At 68.1% G+C, this 24,041-nt stretch carries 21 protein-coding genes; 11 read left to right on the top strand and 10 right to left on the bottom strand.

From position 1 onward, the window contains the following. The 5 genes from flgJ to F3J14_RS18650 form a co-directional block, all read left to right on the top strand. Positions 1–484 (top strand): flagellar assembly peptidoglycan hydrolase FlgJ (gene flgJ / locus F3J14_RS18670; protein ID WP_166724271.1); only part of this gene is annotated, 484 nt, incomplete at its 5' end. 209 nt (positions 485–693) lie between these two features. Next, on the top strand, positions 694–1,449 hold the full coding sequence (locus F3J14_RS18665) for a flagellar brake protein (RefSeq protein WP_011658137.1): 756 nt from the start codon (positions 694–696) through the stop codon (positions 1,447–1,449). A gap of 191 nt (positions 1,450–1,640) precedes the next feature. Next, a complete protein-coding gene (gene flgK / locus F3J14_RS18660) occupies positions 1,641–3,638 on the top strand; it encodes a flagellar hook-associated protein FlgK (RefSeq protein WP_166724270.1) in 1,998 nt (665 codons plus the stop codon). 22 nt (positions 3,639–3,660) lie between these two features. Further along, complete coding sequence (flgL, locus tag F3J14_RS18655; RefSeq protein ID WP_166724269.1) at positions 3,661–4,902, top strand: flagellar hook-associated protein FlgL; 1,242 nt, start codon at positions 3,661–3,663, stop codon at positions 4,900–4,902. A 265-nt stretch (positions 4,903–5,167) separates the two neighbouring features. After that, positions 5,168–6,472, top strand: a complete 1,305-nt coding sequence (locus tag F3J14_RS18650) for a solute carrier family 23 protein (RefSeq protein ID WP_012364897.1) — start codon at positions 5,168–5,170, stop codon at positions 6,470–6,472. A gap of 40 nt (positions 6,473–6,512) precedes the next feature. Here the strand turns inward: F3J14_RS18650 and F3J14_RS18645 are convergent, their stop codons facing one another. Then, a complete protein-coding gene (locus F3J14_RS18645) occupies positions 6,513–7,397 on the bottom strand; it encodes a transcriptional regulator GcvA (protein WP_011658134.1) in 885 nt (294 codons plus the stop codon). 96 nt (positions 7,398–7,493) lie between these two features. On the opposite strand from F3J14_RS18645, the gene F3J14_RS18640 reads away from it, so the two are divergent. Beyond that, entirely contained in the window at positions 7,494–8,108 is a 615-nt protein-coding gene (locus F3J14_RS18640) for a chromate transporter (RefSeq protein WP_166724268.1), read from the top strand. After that, the gene (locus tag F3J14_RS18635) at positions 8,105–8,632 is read left to right on the top strand and encodes a chromate transporter (protein WP_006760173.1); all 528 of its coding nucleotides are present in this window, start codon (positions 8,105–8,107) and stop codon (positions 8,630–8,632) included. The genes F3J14_RS18640 and F3J14_RS18635 overlap by 4 nt, the downstream gene beginning before the upstream one ends. 48 nt (positions 8,633–8,680) lie before the next feature. Here F3J14_RS18635 and F3J14_RS18630 read toward each other — a convergent pair whose 3' ends face one another. Beyond that, positions 8,681–9,022, bottom strand: a complete 342-nt coding sequence (locus F3J14_RS18630) for a hypothetical protein (RefSeq protein ID WP_166724267.1) — start codon at positions 9,020–9,022, stop codon at positions 8,681–8,683. 287 nt (positions 9,023–9,309) lie between these two features. Here F3J14_RS18630 and F3J14_RS18625 point away from each other — a divergent pair, with 287 nt between their 5' ends. The 4 genes from F3J14_RS18625 to gor all read left to right on the top strand — a co-directional run bounded on the left by F3J14_RS18625 (position 9,310) and on the right by gor (position 13,568). Continuing rightward, complete coding sequence (locus F3J14_RS18625) at positions 9,310–10,071, top strand: YoaK family protein (protein ID WP_166724266.1); 762 nt, start codon at positions 9,310–9,312, stop codon at positions 10,069–10,071. Between the two features lie 174 nt (positions 10,072–10,245). Then, complete coding sequence (locus tag F3J14_RS18620) at positions 10,246–11,367, top strand: porin (protein ID WP_166724265.1); 1,122 nt, start codon at positions 10,246–10,248, stop codon at positions 11,365–11,367. Positions 11,368–11,743: 376 nt separating this feature from the next. Continuing rightward, the gene (locus tag F3J14_RS18615) at positions 11,744–11,968 is read left to right on the top strand and encodes a hypothetical protein (RefSeq protein WP_121861342.1); all 225 of its coding nucleotides are present in this window, start codon (positions 11,744–11,746) and stop codon (positions 11,966–11,968) included. A 244-nt stretch (positions 11,969–12,212) separates the two neighbouring features. Then, positions 12,213–13,568 (top strand): glutathione-disulfide reductase, encoded by a 1,356-nt coding sequence (gene gor, locus F3J14_RS18610; protein WP_166724264.1) that lies wholly within the window; start codon positions 12,213–12,215, stop codon positions 13,566–13,568. A gap of 265 nt (positions 13,569–13,833) precedes the next feature. Here gor and F3J14_RS18605 read toward each other — a convergent pair whose 3' ends face one another. The 8 genes from F3J14_RS18605 to F3J14_RS18570 form a co-directional block, all read right to left on the bottom strand. Continuing rightward, the gene (locus F3J14_RS18605; RefSeq protein ID WP_166724263.1) at positions 13,834–15,135 is read right to left on the bottom strand and encodes an FAD-binding oxidoreductase; all 1,302 of its coding nucleotides are present in this window, start codon (positions 15,133–15,135) and stop codon (positions 13,834–13,836) included. A 25-nt stretch (positions 15,136–15,160) separates the two neighbouring features. Then, on the bottom strand, positions 15,161–16,465 hold the full coding sequence (locus tag F3J14_RS18600) for an FAD-dependent oxidoreductase (RefSeq protein ID WP_166724262.1): 1,305 nt from the start codon (positions 16,463–16,465) through the stop codon (positions 15,161–15,163). A gap of 111 nt (positions 16,466–16,576) precedes the next feature. After that, positions 16,577–18,151 (bottom strand): DUF3138 family protein, encoded by a 1,575-nt coding sequence (locus F3J14_RS18595; RefSeq protein ID WP_166724261.1) that lies wholly within the window; start codon positions 18,149–18,151, stop codon positions 16,577–16,579. A 101-nt stretch (positions 18,152–18,252) separates the two neighbouring features. Beyond that, entirely contained in the window at positions 18,253–19,092 is an 840-nt protein-coding gene (locus F3J14_RS18590; protein WP_166724260.1) for an ABC transporter permease subunit, read from the bottom strand. Then, positions 19,089–20,075: an ABC transporter permease subunit gene (locus F3J14_RS18585; protein ID WP_166724259.1), complete on the bottom strand. Its 987-nt coding sequence runs from the start codon at positions 20,073–20,075 to the stop codon at positions 19,089–19,091. Before F3J14_RS18585 ends, F3J14_RS18590 begins: the two co-directional genes overlap by 4 nt. 10 nt (positions 20,076–20,085) lie before the next feature. Next, a complete protein-coding gene (potA, locus tag F3J14_RS18580; RefSeq protein ID WP_011658123.1) occupies positions 20,086–21,240 on the bottom strand; it encodes a polyamine ABC transporter ATP-binding protein in 1,155 nt (384 codons plus the stop codon). Between the two features lie 190 nt (positions 21,241–21,430). Continuing rightward, positions 21,431–22,546: a polyamine ABC transporter substrate-binding protein gene (locus F3J14_RS18575; protein ID WP_166724258.1), complete on the bottom strand. Its 1,116-nt coding sequence runs from the start codon at positions 22,544–22,546 to the stop codon at positions 21,431–21,433. A 62-nt stretch (positions 22,547–22,608) separates the two neighbouring features. Then, positions 22,609–24,036 (bottom strand): aspartate aminotransferase family protein, encoded by a 1,428-nt coding sequence (locus F3J14_RS18570; RefSeq protein ID WP_166724257.1) that lies wholly within the window; start codon positions 24,034–24,036, stop codon positions 22,609–22,611. Between the last annotated feature and the right edge of the window lie 5 nt (positions 24,037–24,041).

The raw sequence follows: 24,041 nt of genomic DNA, 5'->3' as shown, positions 1-24,041 counted from the left end.
CACGCCGCCGGTGAAGGGCGCGAGCGGCGTGCAGGACGCCGACGCATTCGTCGACCGGCTCGCCGCGCCGGCGCAGGCGGCGAGCGCGAGCACCGGCATTCCGGCGCGCTTCATCGTCGGCCAGGCCGCGCTCGAATCGGGCTGGGGCAAGCGCGAGATCCGCGCGAGCGACGGCTCGACGAGCTACAACGTGTTCGGCATCAAGGCGAACAAGGGCTGGACGGGCCGCACGGTGTCGGCGCTGACGACCGAGTACGTGAACGGCACGCCGCGGCGCGTCGTCGCGAAGTTCCGCGCGTATGATTCGTACGAGCATGCGATGACCGACTATGCGAACCTGCTGAAGAACAACCCGCGCTACGCGGGCGTGCTGAGCGCGAGCCGCAGCGTCGAGGGTTTCGCGCACGGGATGCAGAAGGCCGGCTACGCCACCGACCCGAATTACGCGAAGAAGCTGATCTCGATCATGCAGCAGATCGGCTGACGGGCAGGCCCCGTCCGCCGTCTTTCGGACCGCGCCCGGCACCCCGCCGCGCGCGGTTTCAACGTTTGCGCGAAAAATATCGGCAATTCGATCTAAACTTTCGGTGAGCACTGCCGCTAAGTGTGTGAGACCTGCTACCGGGCCCTGTTCTGGCCCGGTTTTACTGCGCACCGGTCGTCCGGGCGCCCTGACAAGAAAACCGGCTAGCCATGAATATCGAAACGTCGACCGATCCGAGCCTGGATGCGGGCCATTCCGGGCCTGACTACGCCCGCCGCAATCCGCTGGAGATCGGTGTGCAGTTGCGCAATCTCGTGAACCGCGGCGACTTCCTGACGGTGCAGTACCCGGGCGGCCAGCTGGTCACGCGCCTGCTCGAGGTCGACGTCGGCGCGCGCACGTTCACGTTCGACTGGGGTGCGCTGTCCGAGCAGAACGCCAGCATCCTCGCCGCGTCGCACTGCACGTTCTCGGCCGCGCCGGAGGGCGTGCGCGTCGAATTCACCACGAGCACGCCGCGCGAGACGCGCTACGAGGGGCTGCCCGCGTTCGTCGCCGATTTCCCCGACGTGCTGATGTGCATCCAGCGCCGCGAGTACTTCCGCGTCGATGCGCCGATCGTCGATCCGTTCCTCTGCCGCGGCACGCTCCCGGACGGCGAGAGCTTCGTGTTCGAGGTGCATAACCTGTCGCTCGGCGGCGTCGGGTTGCGCACGGCCGACGAGCGCGTCGAGGCGCTCGAGGTCGGCACGCTGCTGCCGGACGTCGAGCTCGAGCTGACCGGCCACGGCAAGCTGTCGCTCGAGCTGCGCCTCGTGTCGCAGCGTTCGACGCAGATGCCGAACGGTTCGCGGCGCTACCAGCTCGGCTTTCGCTTCATGTCGCTGCCGGGCAGCGCGGAGAACACGCTGCAGCGCCTGATCACGCAGCTCGAAATGAAGCGCCGCTCGCTCGCGCGGGCCTGACGCCCCCCTCGCGGCCCCGCTCGGGGCCGCCTTCGCACCGGCGCCGGCAGCGTCCGCCGGGGCCCTCGACCGGCGACGCGCGAACGCGCGTCGTGCGTGCATTTTTTCCTCAATTTTTTCGATCCGCGGCCGTTATACCGGGAGTCACGCAACCCGGCGGCCGCAGCGCGGCCGGCTCATCAGGATCGCGCATGTCCAACACACTCATGAACCTCGGCGTCAGCGGCCTCAATGCCGCGCTCTGGGGCCTCACGACGACCGGTCAGAACATCAGCAACGCCGCGACGCCCGGCTATTCGGTCGAGCGCCCCGTTTATGCCGAGGCGAGCGGCCAGTACACGTCGAGCGGCTACATGCCGCAGGGCGTGAACACCGTCACCGTGCAGCGGCAGTACAGCCAGTACCTGAGCGACCAGCTGAACAGCGCGCAGTCGCAGGGCGGCGCGCTCTCGACGTGGTATTCGCTCGTCGCGCAGCTGAACAACTACGTCGGCAGCCCGACGGCCGGCATCTCGACCGCGATCACCGGCTATTTCACCGGGCTGCAGAACGTCGCGAACAATGCGTCCGATCCGTCGGTGCGGCAGACCGCGATCAGCAACGCGCAGGTCCTCGCCGACCAGCTGAAGGCGGCCGGCCAGCAATATGATGCGCTGCGCCAGAGCGTCAACACGCAGCTCACCAGCACCGTGTCGCAGATCAACACGTACACCGCGCAGATCGCGCAACTGAACCAGCAGATCACGGCGGCGAGCAGCCAGGGGCAGCCGCCCAACCAGCTGATGGACCAGCGCGACCTCGCGGTGTCGAACCTGTCGAGTCTCGCCGGCGTGCAGGTCGTGCGCAACGACAGCGGCTACAGCGTGTTCCTCGCGGGCGGCCAGCCGCTCGTCGTCGCCGACAAGAGCTACCAGCTCGCGACGGTCACGTCGCCGTCCGATCCGAGCGAGCTGACCGTCGTGTCGCAAGGCATCGCCGGCGCGAACCCGCCGGGCCCGAACCAGGCGCTGCCGGATGCATCGCTGTCGGGCGGCACGCTCGGCGGCCTGCTCGCGTTCCGCAGCCAGACGCTCGACCCCGCGCAGGCGCAGCTCGGCGCGCTCGCGACCAGCTTCGCCGCGCAGGTCAACGGGCAGAACGCGCTCGGCATCGACCTGTCGGGCAAGCCGGGCGGCAACCTGTTCACGGTGGCGAACCCGGCCGTCTATTCGAACCAGGGCAATACCGGCAACGCGTCGCTGTCCGTCTCGTTCTCCAACGCAGCGCAGCCGACGACGAGCGACTACACGCTGTCGTACGACGGCACCAACTACACGCTGACCGACCGCGCGAGCGGGTCGGTGGTCGGCCAGGCGACGTCGATGCCGGCGTCGATCGGTGGCCTGGCCTTCTCGTTCGCGTCCGGTTCGATGAATGCCGGCGACCAGTTCACCGTGCTGCCGACGCGCGGCGCGCTGAACGGCTTCGGCCTCGCGACGACGAGCGGTTCGGCGATCGCGGCCGCGTCGCCGGTGGTCGCGGCGGCGTCGAGCACCAACCTCGGCACGGGCAAGATCACGCAGGGCGCGGTGAGCGCCGGCTACCAGGTCCCGACGACGCCGACCAAGCTCACCTACGACGCGGCGTCGAAGTCGCTGTCGGGCTTCCCGGCCGGCACCACGGTGACGATCGCGGGCACGCCGCCCACCTCGGTGACGATCACGAGCCCGACCGACAGCGTGCCGTACGACGCGACGGCCGGCGCGAAGCTGACGATCATGAGCACCACGCAGCCGGCGCCGGCGGGCGTGATGAACGGCGTGACCGTCACGCTGTCCGGCGCGCCGTCGGACGGCGACGCGTTCACGATCGGGCCGTACGCGGGCGGCACGAGCGACGGCTCCAACGCGCTCGCGCTGTCGCAGCTCGTCACCGCGAAGTCGCTCGGCGGCGGCACGACGACGCTGACCGGCGCGTATGCGAACTACGTGAACGGCATCGGCAACACGGCGAGCCAGCTGAAATCGTCGAGCGCCGCGCAGACCTCGCTGGTCGGCCAGATCACCACTGCGCAGCAGTCGGTGTCGGGCGTGAACCAGAACGAGGAAGCGGCGAACCTGATGCAGTACCAGCAGCTTTACCAGGCGAACGCGAAGGTGATCCAGACGGCGGCGACGCTGTTCCAGACCGTGCTCGGCCTGTTCAACTGACCGGATTCGAGGAATAGAAGCGATGCGAATTTCCAGCGCCCAGTTCTTTCAGCTGAACGTTTCCCAGATGAACGATCAGCAGGCGCAGCTCGCGCAGCTGTACCAGCAGATCGCGAGCGGCGTGAGCCTGCAGACGCCGGCCGACAACCCGGTCGGTGCGGCGCAGGCCGTGCAGTTGTCGATGACGTCGGCGACGCTGTCGCAGTACGCGACCAACCAGACCGCGGCGCTCGCGTCGCTGCAGGCCGAGGATCAGGCGCTGCAGAGCGTGAGCGGCGTGCTGACCAGCGTGCAGACGCTCGTCGTGCGTGCCGGCGACGGCTCGCTGGCCGACAGCGACCGCTCGGCGCTCGCGACGCAGCTGCAAGGCTATCGCGACCAGCTGATGACGCTCGCGAACTCGAACGACGGGGCCGGCAACTACCTGTTCGCCGGCCTGAACAATTCGTCGGCGCCGTTTACCAGCAGCCCGAACGGCAGCGTCAGCTACGTCGGCGACTCGGGCACGCGCCAGGTACAGATCGCCGATTCGAGCAGCGTGGCGCAGGGCGACACCGGTTCGGCGGTGTTCATGTCGGTGTCGTCGCTCGGCAGCGCACCGGTGCCGTCGGCCGGCGCCGCCAACACGGGCACCGGCACGATCACCGCGGTGACGGTCACGAGCCCGTCGGCCGCGACCAACGGCCATCAGTTCTCGATCGCGTTCGGCGGCACGGCCGCCGCGCCGACCTACACGGTGACCGACAACTCGGCCAAGCCGCCGACCACCACGGCCGCGCAGGCGTACACGGCGGGCTCGGCGATCGCGCTCGGCGGCGGGATGACGGTGGCGGTGTCGGGCACGCCGGCCGCCGGCGACACGTTCGCCGTGACGCCCGGCCCGCAGGCGAGCGGCGGCGCGGACGTGTTCTCGACGCTCGACTCGATGATCTCGGCGCTGAAGACGCCCGTGACCGGCAACCCGGTCGCCGCCGCGGCGCTGTCGAACGCGCTGATGACGGGCTCGATCAAGGTCGGCAACACGATGCGCAACGTGACGACGATCCAGGCGTCGGTCGGCGGCCGCGAGCAGGAGGTCAAGGCGATGCAGGCCGTCAACCAGACCGCGTCGCTGCAGACGACCAGCAACCTGACGGATCTGACCAGCACCAACATGACGACGACGATCAGCCAGTACCTGCAGGTGCAGAACGCGCTGACCGGCGCGCAGAAGGCCTACGTGCAGCTGCAGAACCTGTCGCTGTTCCAGTACATCAATCCGTGATGTCCGCGGCGCCCGCTGCGATGTGAGCGCCCGCTTACATCGCGCGACGCGCCGGCCGGTCGCTGCATGCCACAGCGCACGGCCACGGCCACGGCTGCGGCCGGCCGGCATGTGCGATCGCGCCGGCCCGGTGTCCGCCCCACGGGCGCGGCCGTCGCACCGGCGGTTCGCGCTTGCCAGCCCCATTTCCGCTCCGTAAACTCGCGCCAGATTCCAGACCGGCGCACCGTTCGCAGCCGGCGTTCGACAGGAGCCCTTTTTCCCCATGTCCGATTCCTACTTCCCGCGCTGGCGGGTGCAATCGACCGGCGCGGCGCGCGTGGTCGGCCCCGACGAACGCCTCGCGTGGCCGCAGATGGTTGCGATGGGCGTGCAGCACGTGGTCGCGATGTTCGGCTCGACCGTGCTCGCGCCGCTGCTGATGGGCTTCGACCCGAACCTGTGCATCTTCATGTCGGGCATCGGCACGCTGCTGTTCTTCGTGCTGGTCGGCGGCCGTGTCCCGAGCTACCTCGGCTCGAGCTTCGCGTTCATCGGCCTCGTGATCGCGGTGACGGGCTACGGCGGCAGCGGCCCGAACCCGAACATCGCGGTCGCGCTCGGCGGGATCGTCGCGTGCGGTGTCGTGTACGTCGCGCTCGGCGCGCTGGTGCAGGCGATCGGCACGCGCTGGATCGAGACGCTGATGCCGCCCGTCGTCACCGGCGCGGTGGTCGCGGTGATCGGGCTGAACCTCGCGCCGATCGCGGTCAAGGGCGTGTCGGCCTCGACGTTCGACTCGGTGATGGCGCTCGTCACGGTGCTGTGCGTGGGCGGCGTCGCGGTGTTCGCGCGCGGGATGATGCAGCGCCTGCTGATCCTCGTCGGGCTCGCGATTGCGTACGCGCTCTACGCGATCGCGACCAATGCGATGGGCCTCGGCAAGCCGATCGATTTCTCGATCGTCGCGCATGCCGCGTGGTTCGGCGTGCCGGCTTTTCGCGCGCCCGTGTTCGATCCGCACGCGATGCTGATGCTCGCGCCGATCGCGGTGATCCTCGTCGCCGAGAACCTCGGCCACATCAAGGCGGTCAGCGCGATGACGGGCCACAACCTCGACCGCTACGTCGGCCGTGCGTTCATCGGCGACGGGCTCGCGACGATCGTGTCGGGCAGCGTCGGCGGCACGGGCGTGACCACCTACGCGGAGAACATCGGCGTGATGGCCGTCACGCGGATCTATTCGACGCTGGTGTTCGCGGTCGCCGCGTTGATCGCGATCGGGCTGGGCTTCTCGCCGAAGTTCGGCGCGGTGATCCAGACGATTCCGGGCCCGGTGCTCGGCGGCGTGTCGATCGTCGTGTTCGGGCTGATCGCGGTGACGGGCGCGCGGATCTGGGTCGTCAACAAGGTCGACTTCTCCGACAACCGCAACCTGATCGTCGCGGCCGTCACACTGGTGCTCGGCGCCGGCGACTTCTCGCTGAAGATCGGCGGCTTCGGGCTCGGCGGGATCGGCACCGCGACGTTCGGCGCGATCATCCTCTACGCGATCCTGCGCAAGGAAAAGGAACCGGGGCCGGTGGTCTGATTTGGGTGCGGGCGGTGCAATGCCGCCCGCCGGTGCGTCTTTACGCGCCGGTGTTCGACTGCGCCTGCAGCCACGCACAGAACTGCGCGACGAGCGGATCGTCGGCCGGCGCGCGCGGCGCGATCCACCAGTAGCTGCGCGTCGCGATGCGCGGCCCGTCGAGTGGCATCACCAGGCGCCCGCTCGCGAGTTCGTCGTCGATCAGCGGCAGCGGGCCGAGCGCGACGCCCAGCCCGTCGACGGCCGCTTGCAGCGCCAGATAGAAGTGGTCGAACGACTGCCGCTTGCGCCCCTTCGGCGTCACGCCGGCCGCCGCGAACCAGTCGCGCCAGCCTTCCGGCCGCGTATCCGAATGCAACAGCACGTGCCGTGCGAGATCGTCCGCGCGGGTAATCGGCGCGCGCTTGAGCAGCGCGGGGCTGCAGACGGGAATCACGCTTTCGTCGAGGAAGTGGCCGCTCGTGCAGTTGGGCCAGTGGCCGGGGCCGCGGCGGATCGCGACGTCGAAGCCGTCGAGCGCGTCGAGCGGCGCGTTCGACGTGGACAGCTTCAGCTCGACGTTCGGCACGTCGCGCTGGAACCGCGACAGGCGCGGCAGCAGCCATTTCATCGCGAAGGTCGGCAGCGCATTGATGCGCAGCACGCGCGCGGCGCCGGTGTTGCGCAGCTGCTCGGTGGCGAGCGCGATGCTGTCGAACGCGGCGCGCACGGTGTCCAGATAGCGGCGGCCTTCGTCGGTGAGCCTCACGCGCTTGCCGTAGCGGTGGAACACCGGCTTGCCGAGCCACGCCTCGAACCCGGCGATCTGCCGGCTGATGGCACCATGAGTCACATGCAACTCGTCGCCAGCGGCGCTGAAGCTTTCGTGTCGTGCCGCTGCTTCAAAGGCCCGAAGCGCGGAAAAGGGCGGGAGATCGCGTGCCATGCTTGTGATTCTAGATCACAAGGGCGCGTCGATAAAATCGTTTTGCCGGCATGCTGAACGGCGGTAATCTCGGGACACCGTTTGATGAGGAGCCCCATGCAATCCGTTTCCCCGCCGCCCGCGGCGCCCGCGCGCCGCATCGGCCTCGCCGAGCTGTTCACCGGCTTCCTGTCGCTCGGCCTGATGTCGTTCGGCGGCGCGCTGCCGTTCGCTCGGCGCACGATCGTCGACGAGCGCAAATGGCTGTCCGCCGACGAATTCACCGATCTGCTCGGCCTGTGCCAGTTCCTGCCGGGCGGCAACGTGATCAACCTGTCGGTCGCCGTCGGCATGCGCTTTCGCGGCGTCGCGGGTGCGTTCGCCGGCATTCTCGGGCTGATCGCGGGCCCGACGCTCGTCGTCGTCGCACTCGGCGTGCTGTATGCGAAGACGCAGGGCGATCCGCGCGTGCAGCACCTGTTCGGCGGGCTCGCCGCCGCGGCCGCGGGCCTGCTCGTCGCGATGGCCGTGAAGGTCGTGAAGCCGCTGCGGCACGCGCCGCGCACGGCGGCAGGCATCGCGGCGCTCGCGTTCGTCGCGATCGCGGTGCTGCGCCTTCCGCTGCTGACCACGATGCTGGTGCTGACGCCCATCAGCATCTGGCTCGCGTCGCGGCGCCGCGATACGCCGGCATCGCAACGCACCACTGCCCGCGACGGAGGCCGGTCATGAACGACACGCTGATCGCGATCGCGACGATCTTCAGCCAGCTGTCGCTGCTCGCATTCGGCGGCGGCAACACGATCCTCCCGGAGATGCAGCGGCAGGTGGTCGACGTCCATCACTGGATGAGCGCGCACGAGTTCACCGCGCTGTTCGCGCTCGCGCAGGCCGCTCCCGGGCCGAACATGATGATCGTGTCGCTGGTCGGCTGGCACGTGGCCGGCTGGGCCGGGCTGCTGGTCGCGTCGATCGCGAAGTTCGGGCCGTCCTCGATCGTCACGGTGCTCGCGCTGCATGCGTGGGAGCGCTTTCGCGACCGCCCGTGGCGCCGCTACGTGCAGCAGGGGCTGATGCCGGTCACGGCCGGGCTCGTCGCGGCCAGCGCGGTGCTGATCTCGGAAGCGTCGAACCGCACCGCGATCCAGTGGGGCATCACCGCCGCATGCGCGGTACTCGCGTGGCGCACGCGCATTCATCCGCTGTGGCTGCTCGCGGCCGGCGCGCTGATCGGGCTTACCGGCATCGGTCAGTGAGCGGCAGCCGATCGGCGGCGGCCGACCGATGCCGGGCGTGACCGAACGCTACGGCGACGCCGGCCGGTCGCCGTTCACGAGGCCGAGCAGCCGGCCGCGCTCGCCACCGACGTCGTCCGTCGCGGCCGGCCAGTCCACCACGTAACCGGTGTCGAGCGCGTCGCGCATGATCGCGTCGTAGTCGGCCTTGCGGAGCCTGCCGCTGCCGCGCATCGCGTCGGCCACCTCGTGCTTCAGCTTCGGCGTGAACGACGGATAGGCCGCCACCAGCGCCGCATACTGGCGCGCATCGACTTCGCCCGATTCGCGATTGAACGCCCAGACCGCCACCAGCACGATCGCGAAGAACGGAATCACGGTGTAGCGCAGGAAGAACTTCGCGGGTGTCATGGCATGCGGCGGCATGTCGACAGGGGCAGCGGGTCGGGGTGGAGCGGAGCGCGGGACGGCGAAGGTAGCTGGCGATGGCGGCCGCGAAGGTGGCCGGTATACTCGGCCGGTCTTCCGGCACCGCCATCCGCGACGGCGGCATGCGCAGCATGCGCGCGCCCGACGCCGACCATTATATTGGCGCGGCCGCGCGGAAGCCGCGACGTCCGGCACCGGCCGGAACCGATGAATCAGGCGCCGCCCGCCTCGCCTCGTGCGGCCGGGCGGCGCGTCACACGGGAGGATCGATGGATCTCGACGGCGCCAGCCGCAACCTCACCGTCGCCGCGCTGCTCACGCTGTCCGGCGGCTACCTCGACGCCTACACGTACGTCGGTCACGGCCACGTGTTCGCGAACACGATGACCGGCAACGTCGCGCTGCTCGGCATCAACGTCTCGGCCGGCGAATGGGCGGAGGCGCTGCATCATGTGCCGCCGCTCGGCGGCTTCGTGGTCGCGGTATTCGTCGCGCACCTGTTCGGCCTCGCCGCGCAGCGCGGCTGGATGCGCCACACCGCGTTCGTGAGCCTGATCGTCGAGATTGCGTTTCTCGGCCTCGCCGCGAGCGGGCTCGTCGGCGCGTCCAGCGCGTGGCTGATTCCCGGCATCTCGTTCGTCGCGACGCTGCAGACGCTGTCGTTCACCCATCTCGAGGAACTCTCGTACACGTCGGTGATGACGACCGGCAACCTGCGGCGCGCCGCGCAGAAGCTGTTCGTCGGGCTGATTCCGCGCTACGACGCGCTCGCGCTGCACGACTCGGCGCTGCTCGCGACGATCAGCTTCTGTTTCCTGGCCGGCGCGGTGATCGGCGGCCTCGTGACGCGGCTCGTTCCGGACGTCGCGCTGTGGGGCGCGGTGCTGTTGCTCGTCGGTGCGTTCGCGGAGATCGTGCGGCGGGCGCGGCGGCGCGCGGGCGGTGGTGGTGATGGCGGCGCTGGCAGTAACGGCCGCGATGGCAGCAATCCCGACGGCGGCACGCCACGAGAGGCAAACCCCGCGCGGTAAACGTTGCGCCCGGGCGACAAAATCGCGCGTTGCCACCCTTTTCAATTTCTTTCAGCGCGCGCACTGGTCTTATGATTCAGCCCACATCGCGCACGCCATGAGCGTTCCGCGATCGCCACCCGGCCGCGCACGCGGCCGGCCATGAATGGAGACACCGACAAAAAGGGCAAGCTCATGAAGCAGACCACCCGACTCGCAGCTATCGCAGGGGGCGCGGCGCTGGCCTTCGCCAGCCAGTACGCAGCAGCACAAAGCTCGGTCACGCTGTGGGGCGTCGCCGACGCCAGCATCCGTTACCTGACCAACGCAAACGCGAAGAACGACGGCCTGCTGTCGATGGCCAACGGCGCGATCACGAACAGCCGCTTCGGCATCTACGGCACGGAAGACCTCGGTAGCGGCCTGAAGGCCGTGTTCAACCTCGAAAGCGGCGTCAACCTGCAGAACGGCGGATTCGCCGACAGCGGGCGCCTCTTCAACCGCGCAGCGTACGTCGGCCTGCAGAGCCCGTACGGCACGGTGACCCTCGGCCGCCAGAAGACCCCGCTGTTCGATCTGCTGGCGGACACCTACGATCCGCTGACGGTCGGCAACTACCTCGAAAACGCGTGGCTGCCGGTCGCGCTGGGTGGCGGCCTGTATGCGGACAACCAGATCAAGTACACGGGCAAGTTCGCGGGCCTGACCGCGAAGGCGATGTACTCGACGGGCACGAACTACGAATCGACCGGCGCCGGCGGCTTCTCGGGCCAGATCCCGGGCTCGCTCGGCAAGGGCAATGCATGGGGCGTGTCGCTGTCGTACGTGGCGGGCCCGCTGAGCATCGCAGCCGGCGCGCAGCAGAACAGCGACAACTCCGCGCGCAAGCAGACGATCTACCACGCGAACGTCGTGTACGCGTTCAGCAAGGCGAAGGTCTATGCGGGCTACCTGCGCTCGAAGGACGACACCGGTTTCGTCGACAGCCTGCTCGCGCAGCAGTCGATCCCGGTCGCGAAGGGCACGGGCCGGATCGACGACGGTCCGTTCGCGGGTGTGAGCTGGCAAGTCAGCACGCCGCTGACGCTGACGGGCGCGTTCTACTACGACCACATGCGCAACGCGATGACCACGAACGGCACGCTCGCGAGCGGCAACCGCTACGCGATCGTCGGCATCGCCGAATACGCGCTGAGCAAGCGCACGGAAGTCTACGGCACCGTCGACTTCAACAAGACGAACGGCGCGGCGAACGTCGAGCTGCCGGGTCGCAGCAACCAGACCGGCATCGCGATTGGCCTGCGCAATATCTTCTGACGAAAGTTGGAAAACGCACGCGCGGGCCCCGGCTCGGCGCGCATCGAAGAGGCTCCCGCGGGAGCCTCTTTTTTTTCGTCACGCGAGCTTCCTGCGCGCGCACGGCCATTCAGCGACCGCTCCATCGGAAGCGACTCGCCCGTAAGGGTTCCGTCGGCAATTCGGAACATACTTTGACAGTGCGCGCGAAGCGTTTCCGCTACGCTGCGTGCAGGCTCCGCCGTGCGCCGCGCCGCACGCGCGGGCGTCGTTCCGGTGCGCGTTTTCGCGTGCGGCCGGCCTGGTGCGTAATTTGTGTATCCGGTGATGACAAACACGGTCTGCCGGTTTTTTTCGTGGGACGATGCGCTCACGATTTTCTTGAAAGGGGATGACGATGGGTATCCTGAACACCGTGGGCGAAATTGCCGGCGCCGTGGCGGCCGTCGAGGCAGCGGAGAAGCTCGATCCGGATGCGGGCCTGCTGACCAAGGCGGCAGCGGCCGTCGCCGGCTTCAAGGGCGCCGAGGCGATCGAAGGCATGCTCGAGAAGAAGGAAGAGCAGCCCCAGCAGGCAGACGATACGCAGGCGACGGACGGCAGCGACACGTCGCAGGCCTGAGCATGGCGGCGGGTCCCGCCGCGGGTGCGCCGTTCGCGCGCCCGGGCGGACCGGCGCCGCGCGACCGGCAGGTCGGGCATGTGGTCGATCGGTGACGCATGGCACACCCGGCAGCTGGTTTGACCGGCGAGAGGCGACGTCTCTCGCCGTTTTTTATGGGGCACGCGCTCCGCGGCGCCCCGTCCCGCACGAATGCCGGAATCTTGTTATCGTGCCTTCATCCGAACTGCGATGAGGGCTTGCGATGGAATTCGACTACGACCTGTTCGTCATCGGGGCCGGCTCCGGCGGCGTGAGGCTCGCCCGGATGTCGGCGTCATACGGCGCGCGCGTCGGGATAGCGGAAGAGGAGCAGATCGGCGGCACCTGCGTGCTGCGCGGCTGCATCCCGAAGAAGCTGCTCGTCTACGCATCGCATTATCCGCACGAGCTCGAGGACGCGAAGGGCTTCGGCTGGACCTTCGGCGCCGGCACGCTCGACTGGCCCGCGCTGATCGCCGCGAAGGATCGCGAGATCAACCGGCTCAGCGACATCTACATCAATCTGCTGCGACAGTCCGGCGTCGAGATGCACGCGGGGCGCGCGACGCTCGTCGACGCGCATACCGTCGCGATCGGCGCGCTCACGATCCGCGCGCGCCACATCGCGATCGCGACCGGCTCGCGCCCGTCGCTGCCGCCGCGGCCCGGCATCGAGCATGCGATCACGTCGCGCGAGGCGTTGTCGCTCGCGAAGCTGCCCGAGCGCATCGCGGTGGTCGGCGGCGGTTACATCGCGGTCGAGTTCGCGGGCATCTTCAACGGCTTCGGCAGCCATGTCGACCAGTTCTATCGCGGCGAGAAGATCCTGCGCGGCTTCGACGACGACGTGCGGCAATTCCTGACCGACGAGATGACCAAGCAGGGCGTCGCGATCCATGCGCGCGCGGTGGTCGAATCGATCGTGCGCGCGGACGACGGCACGCTCAGCGTGCGGGTTGGCGATGCGCAGCACGGGCCGTACGACGCGGTGCTCTATGCGACCGGCCGCGTGCCGAACGTCGAGGGGCTCGGGCTCGAGCGCGCGGGCGTGCTGCTCGACGCGCGCGGCGCGATCGCGGTCGATGCGTATTCGGCGACGTCGGTCGAATCGATCCATGCGATCGGCGACGTGACGTCGCGGCCGCAGCTCACGCCGGTCGCGACGCGCGACGGCGCGCTGCTCGCGGCGACGCTGTTCGGCGGGCGCCGCGCCGCGACCGATCACGAATGGGTGCCGTCCGCGGTGTTCAGCCAGCCCGAGGTCGCGACGGTCGGCCTCACCGAGGCGCATGCGCGCACCGTGTACGGCGAGCTCGACATCTACCGCACGTCGTTCAAGGCGCTGCGCCACACGCTGTCGGGCCGCGACGAGCGCACGCTGATGAAGCTCGTGGTCGCGCGCGACAGCCAGCGCGTGGTCGGCGCACACATGGTCGGCCGCGACGCGGGCGAGATCATCCAGGGCATCGCGATCGCGATTCGCGCGGGCGCGACGAAGGCGCAGTTCGACGACACGATCGGCATTCACCCGACCGCGGCCGAGGAGTTCGTGACGCTGCGGCAGAAGGTGGCCGACTAGCGGCAACCGGCGCGTGTTGTCGGCGCCGGCTTCGGTTGCGCGTCGTGTATCACGCGCTGCCGTGCGGTCCGCATTCGCCGAAGTACGGGACGGACTGAGCGCAGGTCGGCCGCAGCGCACGGGCACCGTGTTCGCCCGTCGCGCCGCCATCATGCCGACGTGATGCGATTCGATCGAACGGCCGCGCTCGTTGCGCGGCCGTTTTCGTTTTGCATCGGCGTGCGGCGGCGTTCAACGCTTGCACCGCATCGCCGCGGGATGACGCTCAATGCACGCCAAGCGCGTCGAGCAGCCGGTACCAGCTCATCGCGAGCACCAGCGCCGGCGTGCGCAGCGTCGCGCCGCCGGGGAAGTCGCGATGCCGGATCCTGCCGAACAGGTCGAAGCGGCTCGCCTGGCCGTCGATCGCCTCGGCGATCAGCTTGCCCGCGAGCGCGGTCGTGTTCACGCCGTGCCCGGAGAAGCCCTGCGCGAAATACAGCGTCGGCGCGACACGCCCGAAGTGCGGCGCGCGGTTCATCGTGATGTCGACGAAGCCGCCCCATGCGTAGTCGACCTTCACGTCCGCGAGCTGCGGGAACGTCTTCAGCATGTCCGCGCGCATCGCGTCGGCGAGATTGCGCGGCGGCCGCGTCGAATAGCTGACCTTGCCGCCCCACACGAGCCGCGTGTCGGGCGCCGGGCGGAAATAGTCGAGCACGAAGCGGCTGTCGCAGATCGCCGCGCGTGCGGGCATCAGCGCGGCGGCGCGGGCTTCGCCGAGCGGCTCGGTCGCGATCACGTAGGTGCCGACCGGCATGATCTTTTTCGACAGCGCAGGCGCGAGCGTGCCGACATAGGTGTTGCAGGCGAGCACGACGAAGCGCGCACGCACGTGCCCCTGGTCCGTTTCGACGACATGACCGCCCGCGACGTCGCGCACGCGCGTCACGCAGCTGTCCTCGTGGATCCGCACGCCGGCATCGGTCGCCGCGCGCGCGAGCCCGAGCGTGTAGTTCAGCGGATGCAGGTGGCCGCTGTCGGGGTCGTACAGGCCGCCGCGATAGCGCGCCGACTGCACGTAATCGCCGAGTTCGTCCGCTTCGACGAAATGGAAGCGGTCGTAGCCGAAGCGCTTCGCGGCCTCGTCGCGCCAGCGCTTCAGCGCATCGGCGTCGCGCTCGGTGTTCGCGGCGGTCAGGTAGCCGGGTACGAGCGCGCAGTCGATGTCGTGTTGCGCGATGCGCGACTTCACGAGCGACAGCGTTTCGAGCCCCATGTCCCAGATCCGCTTCACGTCGCCTTCCGGCATGAAGTTGCCGAACGTATCGATGCCGCACGCGAAGCCGCCGATCAGCTGGCCGCCGTTGCGTCCGCTCGCCGCCCATCCGACCCGCGACGCCTCGAGCACGGTCACCGAATGGCCGCGCTCGGCGAGGTTGAGCGCGGCGGACAAGCCGGTGAGGCCCGCGCCGATCACGCACACGTCGGCATCGGTCGCGCCGGCGAGCGGCGCATGGCGGGTCGTATCGTTGGCGGTCGCCGCGTAGTACGACGCGACGTGCGGCTGGTTGGCGAATGTCTGCATGGTCAGGAGAACGGAGAAAGAAGGCTCAGAACAGCTCGCGCACGCGGTGGTACAGCATCCCGAGTTCGAGCGCGGGCTGCCGCCACGCGTCGCCGCCGGGAAAGCGCCGGTGGCGCAGCTGGGCGAACAGGTCGAACGCGCGCGTGTCGCCCGCGATCGCGCCGGCGATCGCGCGCCCGGCGATGCCGGTCAGCGCGACGCCGTGTCCGCTGAAGCCCTGGACGTAGAAGAAGTTCGGATCGAGCGCGCCGAAGTCCGGCGCGCGGTTGCGCGTGACGTCGACGAAGCCGCCCCACGCGTGATCGACGCGCACGTCGGCGAGCTGCGGGAACACGCCGACCATGCGCCGCCGGATCGTTTCGGCGAGCGTGTCGGGCGATGCGCCCGCGGAATTCGCGCGGCCGCCGAACAGCATCCGGTGGTCGGCCGAGAGCCGGAAGTAGTCGAGGAAGAAGTTGTTGTCGCACACGGCTTCGCGTTGCGCGATCAGCGCGTCGGCGCGTGCGCGGCCGAGCGGTTCGGTCGCGATGATGGTCGACGCGATCGGCGCGATGCGCGCGGCGGTCGCGGCCGGCAGGATGCCGCCGGGGCCCGCGTTGCAGCACGACACGACGAAGCGGCAGCGCACCTCGCCCGACGGCGTGCGCACGACCGGCCGCGCACCGCGCACGACCTCGAGCGCGGGCGTGTGCGCATGGAGCGCGACGCCTTCACGGCGTGCGGCATCGGCGAGGCCGAGGCAATACTTGAGCGGATGCAGGTGACCCGACAGCGGATCGTAGACGCCCGCCAGATAGCGGGACGACGCGATGCGCGCGCGGACCTCGCCGGTGTCGAGCCACGACAGCGACGGATGGCCCCAGCGCGAGCGCGCGGCGTCCATCCAGGCGCGCAGGTCGTCGATGCGGCGCGGTTTCGTCGCGACCGTCAGGTAGCCGCGCGTGAAGTCGCAGTCGACGCCGTACCGCGCGATCCGCTCGGCGATCAGCGCGACGCCGTCGAGCGACAGCGACCATGCGGCGCGTGCCCCGGCGGCGCCGAGCTGCCGCTCGATCACCTCGTCTTTCGCGAACCCCGTGATCGCCTGGCCGCCGTTGCGACCCGACGCGCCCCAGCCGGGCCGGTGCGCGTCGATCACGGCGACCGACAGCCCGCGCGCGCGGCAATCGAGCGCCGTCGACAGGCCCGCGAAGCCCGCGCCGATCACGCACACGTCGACGTCGATCGCGTCCTCCAGCACCGGGTCGTCGACCACCGGCCGCGTGGCGGTCGCTTCGTAGTACGAGTCGCGCGCGAGCGCATCGGCGCGGCGGGTGAAAGACTGCGTCATCAAACCGACTCCCTCGAAGACGGCCGGCGCCGGTGCGCGACGCACCGCGGTCCGGCCGGGTGAAACGGCGCGGGACGCCATGCGTGGGCACGGCGTCCCGCGCGGCCAGCGTCAGAACGAATAGATGAACTGCGTCGCGAGCAGGTCGTTGGACTTGCCGTACGAACCATCGTTGCGCAGGAACACCTTGTTGTTCGCCCAGTCGTGCCGGTATTCGACCTTCACGGTGATCTGCTGGGTCGGATAGAACAGCAGGTCGAGCGCGACGTCCTGGCGGATGGCGCCCTTGCAGTCGAAGCCCAGGCCGCCGTTCGCCTTCGACGTCGCGAGGCAGTCCGCATCGACGCCGAAGCCGTTGGACGGATCCATCCCGTTGCCGTTCAGCGCGATGCCGCCGCCGCCGCCGCCGTTCTTGCGGTTCACGAGCGCATCGTAGCGCAGCGTCACGCCCATGCGGCCGACCACCGGTGCGTTGAACTTGCGGTGCGCGAGCAGCGACAGGCCGTACCACTGCGCGAGCCCGCCGTTGTACGCCGCATGCTGCTGCTGGCCGTAGTCGAGTTCGGCGTTGTACTGGATGTCGGCCAGCGTGTAGGTCGCGTCGACTTCGCCGAAGAAGAACGTGCCGTACGCGCTCGGCGCGGCGCCGCCCGGGCCGTAGTGGACGTTGCCGTCCGAATCGATCGCGCTCGCCAGCGTCTGCCGGCCGATGTTGATCGAGCCGCCGATGTCGAGTGCGCTCGACCACGTGTAGTCGGCGCGCGCGGTGAAGGTCGGCACCTTGTTGCTGGTCGTGATCGGGTCGCCGAGCGCGTTGGTGCCCGTCTGCGTGACCGAGCCGTACGTGCGGTACTGCTCGTTGCCGACGAAGAACTTCCATGCCCAGTTGCCCTTCGTGTAGTTCGCGCCCGCACCGACGTAGCTGCCCGGATCGGAGAAGTCGTACAGCAGGTTGTGCGTGAGCGTGAGCATCTGGTTCGACTGCTGCACCTCGTAGCCGCCGAAGCTCGGGATCAGGCCGGCGACGAGCGTGGTCGACGCGGTGATCGGCACGTTGATGACCGCGGTGTTGAGCAGGTTGTCGGTGATCGAGCCGCGCGAGTTCTGCAGCAGCGTGATGCCGTTGCCGCGGTTCGGCATCAGCGTGATCTCGGCCGACGGCGCCATCGGGCCGACGCCGAAGGTCTTCTTGATGTCGAGGTACAGGTCGCCGAACGTGCTGTTGAAGTAGTTGTACGCGTTCTCGTGGTTCGCGAACAGGAACGACGACGTGCCGGCCGCGCGGTTGTAGATGTAGGTCGGGTCGATGTAGCCCGTCACCGACAGGCCCGCGAGCGGCCCGGTGCTGGCCGCGTCCGTCAGCGAGTCGACCTTCAGCTGCTGGTTGGCGATCTGCTGCTTCATTTCGCTGACTTCGTCGTTGGTCAGCGCGGCCTGCGCCTTGCCATAGTCCGGCGAGGCCGGATCGGCGGCCACGATCACCGGCCTGGACGCGGCCGTCGCACCGGCCTGCGCGACGGGTGCGCCGCCCGGCTTCCCGGCGAGCTGCGCCTGCATGGCCTTCATCTGCTTCTGCAACGCGGCCACCTGCGCCTGCAATGCCTTGATTTCGGCGGAGGTCGAGTCAGCCAGCGCGATGCCCGGCAACGCGCCGGCCACCAGCAGGCAGATCAGTTTCTTCTTCATTGCGGATTCTCCTTGTCGTGTGCCTGTCAATCTGCGTTTCGGTGCGCGCCGCAAACGCGCGGCGCGCACGTCTTGTTATCGATGGATGGGGAGGCGGGGCGTCAGGCCGTCGCGAATGCCGCCTTCAGGTCGGCGACCCGACGCCGTTCGCGCGCGATCATCATCTGGTTCACGACGATCACGCCGATCGTCACCGCGGTGATGAACAGCGTCGCCAGTGCGTTCATCTCGGGATTCAGACCGAGCCGCACGCGCGAGAACACCACCAGCGGCAGCGTCGTCGAGCCCGGCCCCGACAGGAACGCCGACAGCACCAGATCGTCGATCGACAGCGTGAACGACAGCAGCCAGCCCGACAGCAGCGCCTGCGAGATCAGCGGCAGCGTCACCACGAAGAACACCTTCAGCGGCGTCGCGCCCAGATCCAGCGCCGCTTCCTCCAGCGACTTGTTCATCTCCTTCACGCGCGACTGCACGATGATTGCCACGTACGACACGCACAGCATCACGTGACCGATCCAGATCGTCACCATCCCGCGGCCCTTCGGCCAGCCGAACATCTGCTCCAGCGCAACGAACAGCAACAGCAGCGAGATCCCCTGGATCACCTCCGGAATCACCAGCGGCGCGTTGATCATCCCGGTGTACAGCGTGAAGCCCTTGAAACGGCCGAAGCGCGCGAGCACGAAACCCGCCCACGTGCCAATCACGACCGACGCGGTGGCCGTCAGCAGGCCGATCTTCAGCGACAGCCACGCGGCGGTGAGCAGCTCGTCGTCTTCCAGAAGCGCCGCGTACCACTTCAGCGAGAAGCCCGACCACACCGTCACCAGCTTCGATTCGTTGAACGAGTACACGACCAGGCTGATGATCGGGATGTACAGAAACAGGAAGCCGAAGGCGAGAACGCCCGTCGACAGCGGTTTGTTCGGCTTGATCATTTCGCTCCCTCCAGTTCCTTGACCTGGTAGTACTGGAACAGCGCCATCGGCACCAGCAACAGCAGCACCATCGCGACCGTCACCGCGGACGCCATCGGCCAGTCCATGTTGTTGAAGAACTCATCCCACATCACGCGGCCGATCATCAGCGTGTCGGCGCCGCCGAGCAGTTCCGGAATCACGTACTCGCCCACCGCTGGAATGAACACCAGCAGGCTGCCGGCGATGATCCCGTTCTTCGACAGCGGCAGCGTGATGCGCGTGAACGCGACCCACGGCTTCGCACCGAGGTCGTACGCGGCCTCGAGCAGCGTGAGGTCCATCTTCACGAGGTGTGCATAGAGCGGCATGATCATGAACGGCAGGTACGAATAGACCATCCCGATGTAGACACCGGCGTCGCTGTGATAAAGGCGCAGCGGCGTGTGGATGATGCCCAGCGCGATCAGCGTGTGATTCAGCAGGCCGTCATCCTTCAGGATGCCGATCCATGCGTACACGCGGATCAGGAACGACGTCCAGAACGGCAGCATCACGGCCATCATCAGTACGTTGCGCCGGCTCGGTTCGGCACGGGCGATGTAGTACGCCATCGGATAACCGATCAGCAGGCACAGCACCGTCGACACGGCGGCCATCTTCAGCGAGCTGAGGTAGGTCGCGATGTACAGGTCGTCCTGCAGCAGGAACGCGTAGTGCGACAGCTGCAGCGCGAAGTGCACGACGCCGTCCTTGAACGCCACGAGGGACGTGTACGGCGGGATCCCCATCACCTGATCGGCGAAGCTGATCTTGAACACCAGCACGAACGGCAGCGCGAAGAAGATCGTGAGCCACAGGAATGGCACGCCGATCGCGACGTTGCGGCCCGACGGCAGGAAGCGCGACAGCGCGGCGAAACGGCTGCGGCGCGCGCGGCCGGCGCCGGTGCTTGCCGCACCGGTTGATACCGGCGCGGACGGAGTGGAAGCGGAAGTTCTCATCATGTCGTCCTCACTGCGTCAGCACGACGCCGCTGGCCGGCGACCACGACACGAACACGTCGTCGTTCCACGACGGCGCACCGTCGTGCAGCAGGTGTGAGCTCGACAGGTTCGACACGACCGTCTTGCCGCTCGGCAGGCGCACGTGATACAGCGAGTAGCTGCCCATGTACGCGATGTCGGTCACGACGCCGCGCGCCCAGTTGTGATGCGAGCCGGGCTTGTCGCGCGACACATGCACGCGCTCGGGCCGCACCGAGATGCCGACCGGCATCCCCAGCGGGCCGGTCACGCCGTGGCTCACGTACATGCGCGCCTCGAGGTCGTCGCTCTCGACGAAGATGTGATCGGGCTCGTCCTCGACCACGCGTCCTTCGAACAGATTCGTCGAGCCGATGAACTCGGCCGAGAAGCGGCTGTTCGGGTATTCGTACACTTCGCCGGGCGTGCCGATCTGCACGATCTTGCCTTCGCTCATCACCGCGAGGCGGCTCGCCATCGTCATCGCCTCTTCCTGGTCGTGCGTGACCATCACGCAGGTCACGTCGACCTTCTCGATGATGTTCACCAGTTCGAGCTGGGTCTTCTGGCGGATCTTCTTGTCGAGCGCGGACATCGGTTCGTCGAGCAGCAGCAGCTTCGGGCGCTTGACGAGCGAGCGGGCCAGCGCGACGCGCTGCTGCTGGCCGCCGGACAGCTGGTGCGGCTTGCGCTTCGCGTACTTGCTCATCTGCACGAGCGCGAGCGCGTCGGCCACGCGTTCCTTGATCTCGTTCTTCGGCGTGCCTTCCTGCTTCAGCCCGAACGCGACGTTCGACTCGACCGACATGTGCGGGAACAGCGCGTACGACTGGAACATCATGTTCACCGGGCGGCGATACGGCGGCAGCGACGCGAGGTCTTCACCGTCGACGAGGATCTTGCCGGAGGTGGCCGTCTCCAGCCCGGCGAGCATGCGCAACAGCGTCGACTTGCCGCAGCCCGAGCTGCCGAGCAGCGCGAACAGTTCATTCTTCGCGATCGTCAGATTCACGTTGTCGACGGCGGTGCTGTCGCCGAACTTCTTCACGACGTTTTCGATGCGCACGAACGCGTCGTTCTTCGAGCGGGCCGCGGCGGCCGGTTGGGTCTGGCGTACTGCAGCGGAAGAGGGTATCGATTGCATGGGAGTCACCATTCGTTCTTCACGGATTGCTGGCGCGAGCGTCCCCACGCGAGGCGCGCAACGCGACTCGCGGACAACGGCTCGTGCCGGATGGAACAGGGCGCGCGGTGCGCGCGGGCAGACGGAGAGTCCGCGGATCCCGGGCGGGCAGGCGTTCAGCCGGTGCCTGCGCCGCCGTGACGGGGCGCGGTCAGTGGCCCGTCTTCAGCTGCGCCCAGAGACGGTTCTCGAGGCGCAGGATGTCGGATGGCATCGGCTTCATCAGCACCATCTTCTTGAGCACGTCTTCCGGCGGATAGACGGTCGGGTCCTGCGCGACGGCCGGCGTGACGAACGGGTGCGCGGCCTTGTTCGCGGTCGGGTAGAACACCGTGTTGGTGATCGCCGCGTTGACCTTCGGGTCGGACACGTAGTTGATCCACTTCATCGCGGCCTCGGGGTGCGGTGCATCCTTCGGAATCACCATCACGTCGAACCACAGCAGGCCGCCTTCCTTCGGATTCGCGAACTTGATGTCGTACGAGCGCTTCGCCTCCGCCGAGCGGCGGTGCGCGATGCCGATGTCGCCCGACCAGCCGAGCGCGACGCACACGTCGTTGTTCGCGAGGTCGTTGATGTAGCCGGACGAGTTGAACTGGGTGATGTACGGGCGGACTTTCTTCAGGACTTCGAAGGCAGCCTGGTAATCGCCGGGATTCTTGCTGTTCGGATCCTTGCCGATGTATTGCAGCGTGGCGGCGAACACGTCGACGGCCTGGTCGAGGAACGACACGCCGCAGCTCTTCAGCTTCTCCATGTTGGCCGGGTCGAACACCAGCGCCCAGCTGTCGACCGGCGCCTTGTCGCCGAGCGCCTTCTTCACCGCCTGCGCGTTGTAGCCGATGCCGTCCGTGCCGTAGGCCCAGGGCACGCCGTACTGGTTGCCCGGGTCGGCATCGGCGATCATCTTCATCAGCAGCGGGTCGAGGTTCGCGAGGTTCGGCAGCTTCGACTTGTCGAGCTTCTGGTACACGCCGGCCTGGATCTGCTTGGCCATGTAGTTCGACGTCGGCACGACGATGTCGTAGCCCGAGCTGCCCGCCAGCAGCTTCGCCTGCAGCGTGTCGTCGCTGTCGTAGTTGTCGTACTTGACGTGGATGCCCGTCTGTTTCTGGAAGTTCGGGATCGTGTCCGGTGCGATGTAGTCGGACCAGTTGTAGACGTTCAGCTCGTCGGCATGCGCCGACGGGCTGGCGACCGACGTGAACGCGGCCGCGGCGGCAAGGGCAGCAACGGAACAGGCTTGGCGAAGAAAGCTGGAACGCATGGTGGAATTCCCCTGGATGATGGTGGCGTGCGGCGCCCGCCGCACGCCCGTAGGCAAGGTCGTTACGAAAGGCCCAGTTGCTGGGCGGTCGCATCGACGGCCTTCTTCGCCTTCGATACGAGTTCATCGATTTCCTGACGCGAGATCACGAGCGGCGGCGACAGCAGCATCCGGTCGCCGGTCGCGCGCATGATCAGGTTGCCGTTGAAGCAGAAGTCGCGGCAGATCGTGCCGACGTCGCCGCCGTTCGCGAAGCGCCGGCGTTCGGCCGGTGCTTCGGCGAGCTGCAGGCTCGCGACGAGGCCGTGGCCGTGCACCTCGCCGACGATCGGGTGACGCGCGAAGGTTTCGCGCATCAGCGCCTGGAAGTACGGGCCCGTGTCGCGCTTCACACGCTCGACGATCCCTTCGTCACGCAGCAACTTCAGGTTCGCGACGGCGACGGCTGCCGCCACCGGGTGCCCCGAGTACGTGAGGCCGTGATTGAATTCGCCGTTATCGATAATCGGCCGCGCGATGCGCTCGTGAATGCCTACCGCACCCATCGGCACATAACCCGACGTCAGGCCCTTGGCCATCGTGATCAGATCCGGCTCGAAGCCGAAGTGCTGGTGCGCGAACCATTCGCCGGTGCGCCCGAAACCGCCGATCACTTCGTCGGCCACGAGCAGGATGTCGTACTTGCGGCAGATCCGCTGGATTTCCGGCCAGTACGTCGACGGCGGGAAGATCACGCCGCCCGCGCCCTGGAACGGCTCGCCGATGAACGCCGCGACGTTCTCCGCGCCGAGTTCGAGGATCTTCGCCTCGAGCTGCTGCGCGCGCGCCAGGCCGAACGCCTCGGGCGTCTCGCCGGCTTGCGCTTCGCCGAAGAAATACGGCTGGTCGATGTGCACGATGTGCTCGACCTTCGACGGCATCTGCTCGTGCATGTAGCCCATCCCGCCGAGCGTGCCGCCCGCGATCGTCGAGCCGTGGTAGCCGTTCTTGCGCGAGATCACGAACTTCTTCTGCGGCTTGCCCTGCACGCGCCAGTACTGGTGCACGAGGCGCAGCACGGTGTCGTTGCCTTCCGAGCCGCTGTTGCAATAGAAGAAGTGGTTGAAGCCCGCGGGCGTGACTTCGGCGAGCAGCGCCGACAGTTCGATCACAGGCGGGTGCGTGGTCTTGAAGAACGTGTTGTAGAACGGCAGCTCCTGCAGCTGGCGATACGCGGCGTCGGCGAGCTCCTTGCGGCCGTAGCCGACGTTCACGCACCAGAGGCCGGCCATCCCGTCGATCACCTTGTTGCCGTCGGAGTCCCACAGATAGACGCCGTCGGCCTTCACGATCACGCGGCTGCCCGCGCGATTGAGCGCGCCCATGTCCGAGAACGGGTGAATATGGTGCGCGGCGTCGAGCGCGCGGTATTCGGCAGTCGAGCGGGCCTGCGTCGTGCGGGCCGCCGGTGCGGCGGGCTGGATCCACGCGGATTCGTTGCGGTAACTCATGTTTC

The sequence above is a fragment of the Burkholderia sp. Tr-862 genome (assembly GCF_011753085.1).
Classification (GTDB): domain Bacteria; phylum Pseudomonadota; class Gammaproteobacteria; order Burkholderiales; family Burkholderiaceae; genus Burkholderia; species Burkholderia ambifaria.
The sequence above is the reverse complement of the archived record's forward strand: the minus strand, read 5'-3'. Positions and strand labels throughout refer to the sequence as shown.

Coding starts and splice junctions, on each gene's coding strand:
- F3J14_RS18665 (WP_011658137.1), top strand. CDS start 694: ATGAATATCGAAACGTCGACCGATCCGAGCCTGGATGCGGGCCATTCC.
- flgK (WP_166724270.1), top strand. CDS start 1,641: ATGTCCAACACACTCATGAACCTCGGCGTCAGCGGCCTCAATGCCGCG.
- flgL (WP_166724269.1), top strand. CDS start 3,661: ATGCGAATTTCCAGCGCCCAGTTCTTTCAGCTGAACGTTTCCCAGATG.
- F3J14_RS18650 (WP_012364897.1), top strand. CDS start 5,168: ATGTCCGATTCCTACTTCCCGCGCTGGCGGGTGCAATCGACCGGCGCG.
- F3J14_RS18645 (WP_011658134.1), bottom strand. CDS start 7,397: ATGGCACGCGATCTCCCGCCCTTTTCCGCGCTTCGGGCCTTTGAAGCA.
- F3J14_RS18640 (WP_166724268.1), top strand. CDS start 7,494: ATGCAATCCGTTTCCCCGCCGCCCGCGGCGCCCGCGCGCCGCATCGGC.
- F3J14_RS18635 (WP_006760173.1), top strand. CDS start 8,105: ATGAACGACACGCTGATCGCGATCGCGACGATCTTCAGCCAGCTGTCG.
- F3J14_RS18630 (WP_166724267.1), bottom strand. CDS start 9,022: ATGACACCCGCGAAGTTCTTCCTGCGCTACACCGTGATTCCGTTCTTC.
- F3J14_RS18625 (WP_166724266.1), top strand. CDS start 9,310: ATGGATCTCGACGGCGCCAGCCGCAACCTCACCGTCGCCGCGCTGCTC.
- F3J14_RS18620 (WP_166724265.1), top strand. CDS start 10,246: ATGAAGCAGACCACCCGACTCGCAGCTATCGCAGGGGGCGCGGCGCTG.
- F3J14_RS18615 (WP_121861342.1), top strand. CDS start 11,744: ATGGGTATCCTGAACACCGTGGGCGAAATTGCCGGCGCCGTGGCGGCC.
- gor (WP_166724264.1), top strand. CDS start 12,213: ATGGAATTCGACTACGACCTGTTCGTCATCGGGGCCGGCTCCGGCGGC.
- F3J14_RS18605 (WP_166724263.1), bottom strand. CDS start 15,135: ATGCAGACATTCGCCAACCAGCCGCACGTCGCGTCGTACTACGCGGCG.
- F3J14_RS18600 (WP_166724262.1), bottom strand. CDS start 16,465: ATGACGCAGTCTTTCACCCGCCGCGCCGATGCGCTCGCGCGCGACTCG.
- F3J14_RS18595 (WP_166724261.1), bottom strand. CDS start 18,151: ATGAAGAAGAAACTGATCTGCCTGCTGGTGGCCGGCGCGTTGCCGGGC.
- F3J14_RS18590 (WP_166724260.1), bottom strand. CDS start 19,092: ATGATCAAGCCGAACAAACCGCTGTCGACGGGCGTTCTCGCCTTCGGC.
- F3J14_RS18585 (WP_166724259.1), bottom strand. CDS start 20,075: ATGAGAACTTCCGCTTCCACTCCGTCCGCGCCGGTATCAACCGGTGCG.
- potA (WP_011658123.1), bottom strand. CDS start 21,240: ATGCAATCGATACCCTCTTCCGCTGCAGTACGCCAGACCCAACCGGCC.
- F3J14_RS18575 (WP_166724258.1), bottom strand. CDS start 22,546: ATGCGTTCCAGCTTTCTTCGCCAAGCCTGTTCCGTTGCTGCCCTTGCC.
- F3J14_RS18570 (WP_166724257.1), bottom strand. CDS start 24,036: ATGAGTTACCGCAACGAATCCGCGTGGATCCAGCCCGCCGCACCGGCG.